Below are 9,484 nucleotides of genomic sequence, written 5' to 3'. Positions count from 1 at the left end.
TAAAAAAACAATAAAATTTTCTATTTTGTTTTTTTTTTGTTTTTTCTTCTCTTCTGCGGTTGACATCCTCCTCGGGGTCCTGCGCCGGCCCGGGCACGCTGAGCGTGCCGGGCCAGTCCCTTCTCAGTGCTTGCCGTGCGTCAGTGCACGCCACCCATGAGCGGCTGAACCTTCTTGCGGTACATGAAGATCGCGAGACCCGCGAGCGCGGCGAGGACGCCCTGGCTGGCGAACCAGCCCTGGGTATCGGTCGGCGCGCCGATCAGCTGGACCAGCGCGATGAGCGAGTCGCCGGCGGTGACGGCGAGGAAGAAGACACCCATCATCTGGGAGGCGTACTTCTGCGGGGCCAGCTTGGTGGTCAGCGACAGGCCGACCGGGGAGAGGCACAGCTCACCGATGGTCTGGATGAAGTACACGCCAACCAGCCACATCGGGGAGACGCGAGCGTCGCCCGCGGCCATGCCCTGCGCCACCATCATCACGCCGAAGGAGGCACCGATCAGTACCAGGGCCGCGGCGAACTTCGAGAGCGTGGTCGGCTCCTTGTCGCGCTTGTTCAGCGCGACCCACATCCAGGCGAAGAGCGGGGCCAGAGCCATCACGAACAGCGGGTTCAGGGACTGGAACCAGCTCTCCGGGAAGCTGAAGCCGAACAGCGTCGACTGGGTGTCGTTCTTCGCGAAGAGCGACAGCGTCGAACCGGTCTGGTCGTAGATCGCCCAGAAGACGGCGGCGGCGACGAAGAACCAGATGTAACCGGACATCCGGCGCTGCTCGACGTCCGACAGGTCCTTGTCCCGCTTGATGCGGAGCAGGTAGTACGCCGGCAGCACGAGGCCCAGGATGGTCAGCGGCCACAGCGCCCAGTTGATGGTGAACAGACCGGCCAGGCCGACGATGGCGTACGCGGCACCCGCGACGCCCAGCCAGATCAGCGACTTCTTGATCGTGCCGGCCCGCTCCTCGGCGGACAGCGGGGCCGGGACCTTGTGCGACTCCTCGCTCAGGTGGCGGAAGCCAAGGAAGTAGAAGAGCAGACCGATGGCCATACCCACACCGGCCATGGCGAAGCCGAGGTGCCAGCTGACCTTCTGGCCGACCCAGCCGATCGTCAGCGGGGCGGCGAAGGCACCAAGGTTGATGCCCATGTAGAAGATCGTGAAGCCACCGTCGCGGCGCGGGTCGTTCTTGTCCGGGTACAGGTGGCCGACCATCGTGGAGATGTTGGCCTTCAGGACACCCGAACCGGCCGCGATCAGCGCGAGACCGACGAAGAAGGAGATCTCCGCGGGGACCGCCAGCAGGAAGTGGCCGGTCATGATGATTACGCCTGCCATGGCCACGGCCTTGCGTGCGCCCCAGACCCGGTCACCGAGCCAGCCGCCGGGCAGGGCGAGCAGATACACCATCGCGTTGTAGACGGAGTAGATGGCGACGGCGGTCGCGTCGTTGAAACCGAGTCCACCGTCTGCCACGTTCGTGGCCAGGTAGAGCACGAGCAGGGCCCGCATGCCGTAGAAGCTGTAACGCTCCCACATCTCTGTCATGAACAGGTTGGCCAGGCCGCGGGGGTGGCCGAGGAAGGTCTTCTCGGACTCAGCGGAGCTGGCCGGGTCCTTCGTCAGGCTGGACGCCATGGTCGATCCTTGCTTGCTCGGGACGCGGCGCTTTGTGAGCGGTACGCGCCCGGTGTGGGGGTGGCCGGCACCGGCAACGGGTGTGCCCCACCCCACGCCTGAGGGGTTCACTCCGCAGAAGCGGGAGTCGAGGGGCAGTCCGCACCGGGATCCACGCCTCGCGCGCTGTGTCGCGCACCAGGCCCGGTCCATAGGTCATTCACTGTCTTCGAGGCCGGCAGAGCCAACCTCCGGCAGCAGAGAGACCCTTGGCGCGCTCGGCAGGCCAAAGGTCCCGTGTACTACTACAGGCGTCTCGCCACCATACGACACGACACAGTGGCATATGAAAGGACTTGAGACATGGATCACAGGATCCAAAGGGAACCGCTGCCCTAATTCGAAGGCGGCAACCATGATTGCATCCCAGACCCGCAGGCCTTGACGATCACGCCCCAACCAGCGAGTAACGCGGACTACCATCACCCACATGACCCGTGTACTGCTCGCCGAGGACGACGCTTCCATCTCGGAGCCGCTGGCCCGCGCCCTACGCCGGGAAGGTTACGAGGTCGAGGTGCGCGAGGACGGTCCGACCGCGCTCGAGGCCGGACTTGTGGGAGGCGTGGACCTCGTCGTCCTCGACCTCGGACTGCCCGGCATGGACGGCCTGGAGGTCGCCAGGCGGCTGCGTGCCGAAGGCCACACCGTGCCCGTCCTGGTGCTGACCGCCCGTGCCGACGAGGTGGACACCGTGGTGGGCCTGGACGCCGGCGCCGACGACTACGTGACCAAGCCGTTCCGGCTCGCCGAGCTGCTCGCCCGGGTGCGTGCCCTGCTGCGGCGCGGCGCCACCGAGCCGGTCCCGGCGCCCGCCACCCACGGCGTACGGATCGACGTCGAGTCGCACCGGGCCTGGATGGGCGACGAGGAGCTCCAGCTCACCGCCAAGGAGTTCGACCTGCTGCGGGTCCTGGTCAGGGACGCGGGTCGGGTCGTCACCCGCGACCAGCTGATGCGCGAGGTCTGGGACACCACGTGGTGGTCGTCCACCAAGACGCTGGACATGCACATCTCCTGGCTGCGCAAGAAGCTCGGCGACGATGCGGCGAACCCGCGCTATATCGCCACCGTCCGGGGTGTGGGCTTCCGCTTCGAGAAGAGCTGAGCCACGGGGCCGAGCCCGCCCCGGACAGAAACCGCGCCACGACGCCTACGCTGAAGTACGGGCACTCCCCGTACCCCGCGTCCCGCCCGGAGGGCACTTTGCGTCGCCGCCTCATCAACTCCACGCTCGCCGTCGTGCTCGTCGTCATCGCCGTCTTCGGGGTCTCCCTCGTCCTCGTCGAGACCCGCACCATCAGCAGCAGCGCCCAGGAGAGCGTGGACTCCGAGGCTCTCCGGCTCATCAGCATCGTCGACAGCCGGCTCATCGGCGGGGAGCCCGTCAACCCCGACATCCTGGCCGAACAGAGCGGTGCCAAGCGCTACGCGCTGATCCAGATCCCCGGCCGTTCGCCCATCGAGATCGGCAAGCGCCCCTCCGGCAGTGTCATCCGCGGCGTCGCGCGCGGCGAGCGCGGTGAGTCCGTCACCGTCGAGGAGTCCCGTTCCTCCGTCACCCGCGAGGTCGGCCGGACTCTGCTGATCATCGGCGGAGTCGCGCTGCTCGCGGTCATCGCCGCCGTACTGCTCGCCGTACGCCAGGCGAACCGGCTCGGCTCGCCGCTCACCGATCTCGCCGAGACTGCCGAGCGCCTCGGCTCGGGCGACCCGCGCCCCCGCCACAAGCGCTACGGCGTCCCCGAGCTCGACCGGGTCGCCGACGTCCTCGACTCCAGCGCCGAGCGCATCGCACGGATGCTGACCGCCGAGCGCCGGCTCGCCGCGGACGCCTCGCACCAGCTCCGTACGCCGCTGACCGCGCTCTCCATGCGGCTGGAGGAGATCACCGTCGCCGAGGACCTCGAGACGGTGAAGGAGGAGGCGAGCATCGCGCTCGCCCAGGTGGAGCGGCTCACCGATGTGGTGGAGCGACTGCTCACCAACTCCCGTGATCCGCGCACCGGTTCCGCCGTCGTCTTCGATCTGGACGAGGTCGTCAAACAGCAGCTGGAGGAGTGGCGGCCGGCCTACCGCAGCGTGGGCCGGGCGATCGTCTGCTCGGGGCGGCAGGGCATGCGCGCCGTCGGCACTCCGGGCGCGGTCGCCCAGGTCCTCGCCGCGCTGATCGAGAACTCGCTCATGCACGGCGGCGGCACCGTCGCCGTCCGCACCCGCGTCACCGGCAACCAGGCCGTCGTCGAGGTCACCGACGAGGGCCCCGGAGTGCCGGCGGACCTCGGCGCGCGGATCTTCGAGCGGACCATCAGCGGCCGCAATTCCACCGGCATCGGACTGGCAGTGGCCCGCGATCTGGCGGAGGCGGACGGCGGGCGGCTCGAGCTGCTCCAGCAGTACCCGCCGGTCTTCGCGCTCTTCCTGAGCCGCGTGCAGCGCAGCCACCACGACGGCCACACGCCGACGGTCAGATAGCCGTCGGGCGGCAGGGTCCGGCCCCGGCTCGGCGCCGGACGGGGCTCAGTGTGTGAGCGGGCTCGGCGCACGCCCGGGCTCAGCGTGCGAGCGGACTCAGCGCGCGACCCGGTCGGGCTGCGGCTGCCGCTGCCCGAGGAAGGACTCCGCTGTCTGTACGGCCTCGCGGGCCGGCAGCGCCCGGAACACCCAGGTGCGGTACGACCAGAAGCGGAACAGCGTCGCGATGCCGATACCGAGGAACTTGAACACATTGCTCTGGAGCGGACTGTCCCAGCCGAACCCGTACGTCGCGGCGTAGAGCACCCCGCTCTGGATCACCAGCCCGACCAGGCTGAACAGGAAGAAGAGCGTCAGCTCCTTGGTCCTGCGGCCCTTGTCGCGGTCCCGGTAGGTGAAGTAGCGGAAGCCCAGATAGTTGAAGGCGATGGCGACGACCGTGGCCACGATGCTCGCCCGTACGACGGGCAGGTCCGTGAGGGTCCGTACGAGATTGAAGACTCCCAGGTCCACCAGGAGCCCCACACCACCAACCGCGCCGAACTTCGCGAACTCGCGTGTGAGCTGCTCGAGCCGCACACGCAGTGCGCTTCGTTCACTCATGGTGATCGCTCAGCCCCGTTCGGGTCGGTGTCGTCAACTCAGCCATGCTAACCAGCACTCCCAGGAGTTGCCTGCGGACGTTTGCAAAGGAGTGGCGATGTTGTGACGAGGGCTACGGTGGCCCGGGCCCACGGGAGACAGGGCCACCGTGGGCGGCGGATACCCTAAGAGGGTGACGTTCCCGGTAGTCGGCATGGTCGGCGGCGGTCAGCTCGCCCGTATGACCCACGAGGCGGGCATCCCCCTCGGCATCAGATTCAAGCTCCTCAGTGACACTCCGCAGGACTCGGCGGCCCAGGTGGTCAGCGAGGTCGTCATCGGCGACTATCGCGACCTGGACACGCTCCGTGAGTTCGCGCGGGGCTGTGACGTGATCACTTTCGATCACGAGCATGTCCCGATCGAGCACCTGCGGGCCCTGGAGGCGGACGGTATCCCCGTGCGTCCGGGGTCCGAGGCCTTGGTGCACGCGCAGGACAAGGGCGTGATGCGCGCGAAGCTCGATGAGCTCGGTGCGCCCAGCCCGCGCCACCGCATCGTCGCGGACCCCGCCGATGTGTCGGCGTTCGCCGAGGAGGTGGGCGGCTTCCCCGTCATCCTCAAGACCGTGCGCGGCGGCTACGACGGCAAGGGCGTCTGGTTCGTCCGTACGCAGCACGACGCCGAGGCCCCGTTCCGGGCCGGTGTCCCCGTCCTCGCGGAGGAGAAGGTCGACTTCACCCGCGAGCTCGCGGCGAACATCGTCCGCTCCCCGCACGGCCAGGCCGTCGCCTATCCCGTCGTCGAGTCCCAGCAGGTCGACGGCGTCTGCGACACGGTGATCGCGCCCGCGCCGGACCTGCCGGAGGCGCTCGCGGGACAGGCACAGGAGCTTGCCCTGCGGATCGCGAAGGACCTCGGCGTCGTCGGCCATCTCGCGGTCGAGCTCTTCGAGACGACCGACGGCCGCATCCTGGTCAACGAGCTCGCCATGCGCCCGCACAACTCCGGCCACTGGACCCAGGACGGCGCAGTCACCTCGCAGTTCGCCAACCATGTCCGCGCCGTCCTCGACCTCCCGCTCGGCGACCCGCGCCCGCGGAGCGGCTGGACGGTCATGTGCAATGTGCTGGGGGGCGACTACCCCGACATGTACGCGGCCTATCTGCACTGCATGGCCCGCGACCCACAGCTCAAGATCCATATGTATGGCAAGGACGTGAAGCCCGGCCGCAAGGTGGGGCACGTCAACACCTACGGCGACGACCTGGACGACGTGCTGGAGCGCGCCCGTCACGCAGCCGGCTATCTCAGAGGAACGATCACGGAATGACCAGCCCCGCAGCCAGCCCCCTCGTCGGCATCGTCATGGGCTCGGACTCCGACTGGCCCGTCATGGAGGCCGCCGCGCAGGCCCTCGAAGAGTTCGAGATTCCCTTCGAGGTGGATGTCGTCTCCGCGCACCGGATGCCGCGCGAGATGATCGCGTACGGCGAGGAGGCCGACGGCCGCGGCCTCAAGGCGATCATCGCGGGCGCCGGGGGAGCGGCCCATCTGCCGGGCATGCTCGCTTCCGTCACCCCGCTGCCGGTGATCGGCGTGCCGGTGCCGCTGAAGTACCTCGACGGGATGGACTCCCTGCTCTCCATCGTGCAGATGCCGGCGGGCGTGCCCGTGGCCACCGTCTCCGTCGCCGGCGCCCGTAACGCCGGACTGCTCGCGGCCCGCATCCTGGCCACGCATGACAGCGAACTCCTCGCCCGTATGCGGGAGTTCCAGCAGGAGCTGAACGACCAGGCCACCGAGAAGGGCAAACGGCTGCGCACCAAGGTCGAGGGTGCGGGCGCCTTCGGCTTCGGGAAGTAAGAGGCAATGGACTCAGCCACGGACTTCCTCATCGCGGCGCGTGAACTCCTCGCCGCCCACCCCGTCGTCGACGGCCACAACGACCTGCCCTGGGCGCTGCGCCAGAACGTCCGCTACGACCTGGACCTCCTCGACATCTCAGGCGACCAGACCGGCCGGCTGCACACCGACATCCCGAGGCTGCGCTCCGGTGGGGTCGGCGCGCAGTTCTGGTCCGTGTACGTACGCAGCGACATGGCCGGCGACGACGCCGTCAGCGCGACCCTCGAGCAGATCGACGGGGTGCGCCAGCTCCTTGAGCGTTATCCGGCGGACCTGGCCGCGGCCCTGAGCGCCGACGATATGGAGAAGGCGCGTGGCGAGGGCCGTATCGCCTCGCTCATGGGCGCCGAGGGCGGCCACTCCATCAACAACTCCCTCGCCACCCTGCGGGCCCTGTTCGCGCTGGGCGTCCGCTATATGACGCTCACCCACAACGACAACATCGCGTGGGCGGACTCGGCGACCGACGAGGTGGGCGTCGGCGGTCTGTCGGCCTTCGGCCATGAAGTCGTACGGGAGATGAACCGCGTCGGCATGCTGGTCGACCTCTCGCACGTCGCCGAATCGACGATGCGGGACGCGCTCGCCACCTCGGTCTCGCCGGTCGTCTTCTCGCACTCCTCGTCCCGGGCCATATGCGACCACGTGCGCAACATTCCCGACGAGGTGCTGGCGCAGCTGCCCGCCAACGGCGGAATCGCCATGGCGACGTTCGTACCGAAGTTCATCCTCCCGGCGGCCGTCGAGTGGACCCTGGCCGCGGACGAGAACATGCGCGCGCACGGCCTCCACCACCTGGACACCACACGGGAGGCGATGAAGGTCCATCAGGCCTTCGAGGCGGCGAACCCCCGGCCGATGGCGACGGCCGCGACGGTCGCCGACCATCTCGACCATATGCGCGAGGTCGCCGGCATCGACCACGTCGGCATCGGCGGCGACTTCGACGGCACGGCCTTCACCCCGGCCGGGCTCGAGGACGTCGCCGGCTACCCGAACCTGATCGCGGAGCTGCTGCGCCGCGGCTGGTCCGACGCCGATCTGGCGAAGCTCACCTGGCAGAACGCGGTGCGCACACTGCGCGCGGCCGAGGACGTCGCCCGCGACCTCCAGAGGGGCCGCGGACCGTCCAACGCGACGATCGAGCAGCTCGACGGCTGAGTGCGTTCGGGGGTACGCGAACGAGGCGCCGTACCCCCGAACGCACCACCCTGCCGTGAACCCTCGCCGCTCCCGTGCCACGGTGGCCCTACGGCACCGCCGTCGAAGCTCGGAGCACCCAGACATGGCAGATCTCGAGGACGACCCCCATGCCGCCACCGCCGCGGTCGGTGATCTCGACAGCCCGGTCCCGCCCAGCACGAGAGTGCCGCCGGCCGGGCGGCCCGATCAGGCGGAGCCTGCCGGAAGCCTTGAACGCGCCCGCGAGCTCCTCGCCGCGCACCCCATAGCCGACGGTCACAGCGGACTGGCCCGGGCGCTGAAATACGCCTCCGGGTACGAGTACGACATCGAACTGGGCGAGCGGGTGCTGGAGACCGACATCCCGCGGCTGCGCGACGGATGCGTCGGCGCGCAGTTCCTGTCCCTGCACGTGCCGCCCGAGCTGACCGGGGAACGTGCGCTGAGCGCCACTCTGGAACAGATCGACCTGGTCCGCTCCCTGGTGGCCTCCTGTCCCGAAGGCCTGCGCCTCGCGCTGAGTGCCGACGACCTGGCCGACGCCCGCAACTGCGGCCGTGTCGCCACCCTCCTCGGCCCGGTGGCGGGTCCGGCGCTGAGCGACTCGCTGGGCACGCTGCGGGCGTTCCACGCCCTCGGCGTCCGCAGCCTCACCCTGGCGGGCACCAGCTGGACCCAGGGCACCGGGCTGACCCGCTTCGGCCACGAGGTCGTTCGCGAGATGAACCGCCTCGGTGTCCTCGTCGACCTCGCCGGGTGCTCGGCCGACACGATGCGCCGTACGCTCGCGGTCGCCGGGGCGCCGGTGGTCGTCTCGCACCACCCGGCGCGGGTCCCGGACGATGTGCTGGGCCTGCTGCGTGCCAACCGTGGCGTGTGCATGGTCGCGTGCACGGCCACGACGATCCGCGAGACGGCGGACCGCCTGGACCACGTCCGCGAGGTGGCGGGCCCGGAGTCGGTCGGCCTCAGCGGCGCCTACGACACCGGAACCCCGCACGCCCCGGGACTGGGCGATGTGTCCTGCTTCCCCCGGGTGATCGCCGAACTCCTCGACCGCGACTGGCCGGAGCCGGATATCGAGGCCCTGACCTGGTCGAACGTTTCGCGGGTGCTACGGGAGGCGGAGTTCCTGGCCCGCGCCACGCAACCGCGCCGCGGGCCGTCGACGGCAACGCTGCCGGCGCTGGACGCCTGAACCCCGGCGCGCGGGCCGGCCCGCCTGCTGAGGCGCGCGCCCGCCCCTCAGCAGGCGCAGAGGCAGAAGGGATGCCCCGCCGGATCCGCGTACACCCGCCAGGACCGTGCCCTGTCCGCCGCGTCCAGCACCGTCGCGCCCAGCGCCAGTACGCGCTTCTCCGCCGCGTCCAGATCCTCCACCGTCAGGTCCAGGTGGAACTGCTGCGAGCCGTCGGGAGCCGGCCACTTCGGCGGTACGAAGCCGGGCGCGGCCTGGAAGGCCAGCGGGGTGCCCGGGGCCTCCGCCAGGTCGACCCAGCCCTCCCCGTCGTCCTGGACCCGGCCGCCCAGCAGCGCGGCGTAGAAACGGCCGAGTGCGACGGGATCGGGACAGTCCAGAACGACGGTCCCCAGCGTGGCGATGGCCATGGTTTCCTCCTCGGTCTGTGTATCAGTTACCGCTAAGCACTGGTAACCGG

At 69.5% G+C, this 9,484-nt stretch carries 9 protein-coding genes; 6 read left to right on the top strand and 3 right to left on the bottom strand.

All coding sequences use genetic code 11. The features are described from left to right. Positions 1-140 precede the first annotated feature (140 nt). Positions 141-1,640: a peptide MFS transporter gene (locus tag ACWDZ6_RS30000; protein WP_451505331.1), complete on the bottom strand. Its 1,500-nt coding sequence runs from the start codon at positions 1,638-1,640 to the stop codon at positions 141-143. A 469-nt stretch (positions 1,641-2,109) separates the two neighbouring features. On the opposite strand from ACWDZ6_RS30000, the gene ACWDZ6_RS29995 reads away from it, so the two are divergent. Together ACWDZ6_RS29995 and ACWDZ6_RS29990 are read left to right on the top strand one after the other, a co-directional pair. Beyond that, a complete protein-coding gene (locus ACWDZ6_RS29995) occupies positions 2,110-2,787 on the top strand; it encodes a response regulator transcription factor (RefSeq protein WP_326650322.1) in 678 nt (225 codons plus the stop codon). A gap of 98 nt (positions 2,788-2,885) precedes the next feature. Then, the gene (locus ACWDZ6_RS29990; protein ID WP_326650321.1) at positions 2,886-4,154 is read left to right on the top strand and encodes an ATP-binding protein; all 1,269 of its coding nucleotides are present in this window, start codon (positions 2,886-2,888) and stop codon (positions 4,152-4,154) included. A 96-nt stretch (positions 4,155-4,250) separates the two neighbouring features. Here the strand turns inward: ACWDZ6_RS29990 and ACWDZ6_RS29985 are convergent, their stop codons facing one another. Beyond that, positions 4,251-4,757 carry a GtrA family protein gene (locus tag ACWDZ6_RS29985; RefSeq protein ID WP_326650320.1) on the bottom strand — a complete coding sequence of 169 codons (507 nt, stop codon included), beginning with the start codon at positions 4,755-4,757 and terminating at the stop codon, positions 4,251-4,253. Positions 4,758-4,905: 148 nt separating this feature from the next. On the opposite strand from ACWDZ6_RS29985, the gene ACWDZ6_RS29980 reads away from it, so the two are divergent. From ACWDZ6_RS29980 to ACWDZ6_RS29965, 4 genes are all read left to right on the top strand, one after another. Continuing rightward, the gene (locus tag ACWDZ6_RS29980; protein ID WP_366731887.1) at positions 4,906-6,069 is read left to right on the top strand and encodes a 5-(carboxyamino)imidazole ribonucleotide synthase; all 1,164 of its coding nucleotides are present in this window, start codon (positions 4,906-4,908) and stop codon (positions 6,067-6,069) included. After that, a complete protein-coding gene (gene purE / locus ACWDZ6_RS29975) occupies positions 6,066-6,602 on the top strand; it encodes a 5-(carboxyamino)imidazole ribonucleotide mutase (RefSeq protein ID WP_326650318.1) in 537 nt (178 codons plus the stop codon). The genes ACWDZ6_RS29980 and purE overlap by 4 nt, the downstream gene beginning before the upstream one ends. 6 nt (positions 6,603-6,608) lie before the next feature. Then, positions 6,609-7,805, top strand: a complete 1,197-nt coding sequence (locus tag ACWDZ6_RS29970) for a dipeptidase (RefSeq protein ID WP_451505330.1) — start codon at positions 6,609-6,611, stop codon at positions 7,803-7,805. Between the two features lie 124 nt (positions 7,806-7,929). Beyond that, positions 7,930-9,024: a membrane dipeptidase gene (locus ACWDZ6_RS29965; RefSeq protein ID WP_451505329.1), complete on the top strand. Its 1,095-nt coding sequence runs from the start codon at positions 7,930-7,932 to the stop codon at positions 9,022-9,024. Between the two features lie 47 nt (positions 9,025-9,071). On the opposite strand, the gene ACWDZ6_RS29960 is transcribed toward ACWDZ6_RS29965, so the two are convergent. Continuing rightward, entirely contained in the window at positions 9,072-9,434 is a 363-nt protein-coding gene (locus tag ACWDZ6_RS29960) for a VOC family protein (RefSeq protein ID WP_366731890.1), read from the bottom strand. Positions 9,435-9,484 lie beyond the last annotated feature (50 nt).

This window comes from Streptomyces sp. NPDC002926, assembly GCF_053591755.1.
This window is presented reverse-complemented; position numbering and strand designations above follow the sequence as displayed.

What these genes read in the sequence shown, in the direction of transcription:
- purE (WP_326650318.1), top strand. Translation starts at nt 6,066, where the DNA reads ATGACCAGCCCCGCAGCCAGCCCCCTCGTCGGCATCGTCATGGGCTCG.
- ACWDZ6_RS29985 (WP_326650320.1), bottom strand. Translation starts at nt 4,757, where the DNA reads ATGAGTGAACGAAGCGCACTGCGTGTGCGGCTCGAGCAGCTCACACGC.
- ACWDZ6_RS29965 (WP_451505329.1), top strand. Translation starts at nt 7,930, where the DNA reads ATGGCAGATCTCGAGGACGACCCCCATGCCGCCACCGCCGCGGTCGGT.
- ACWDZ6_RS29995 (WP_326650322.1), top strand. Translation starts at nt 2,110, where the DNA reads ATGACCCGTGTACTGCTCGCCGAGGACGACGCTTCCATCTCGGAGCCG.
- ACWDZ6_RS29970 (WP_451505330.1), top strand. Translation starts at nt 6,609, where the DNA reads ATGGACTCAGCCACGGACTTCCTCATCGCGGCGCGTGAACTCCTCGCC.
- ACWDZ6_RS29960 (WP_366731890.1), bottom strand. Translation starts at nt 9,434, where the DNA reads ATGGCCATCGCCACGCTGGGGACCGTCGTTCTGGACTGTCCCGATCCC.
- ACWDZ6_RS30000 (WP_451505331.1), bottom strand. Translation starts at nt 1,640, where the DNA reads ATGGCGTCCAGCCTGACGAAGGACCCGGCCAGCTCCGCTGAGTCCGAG.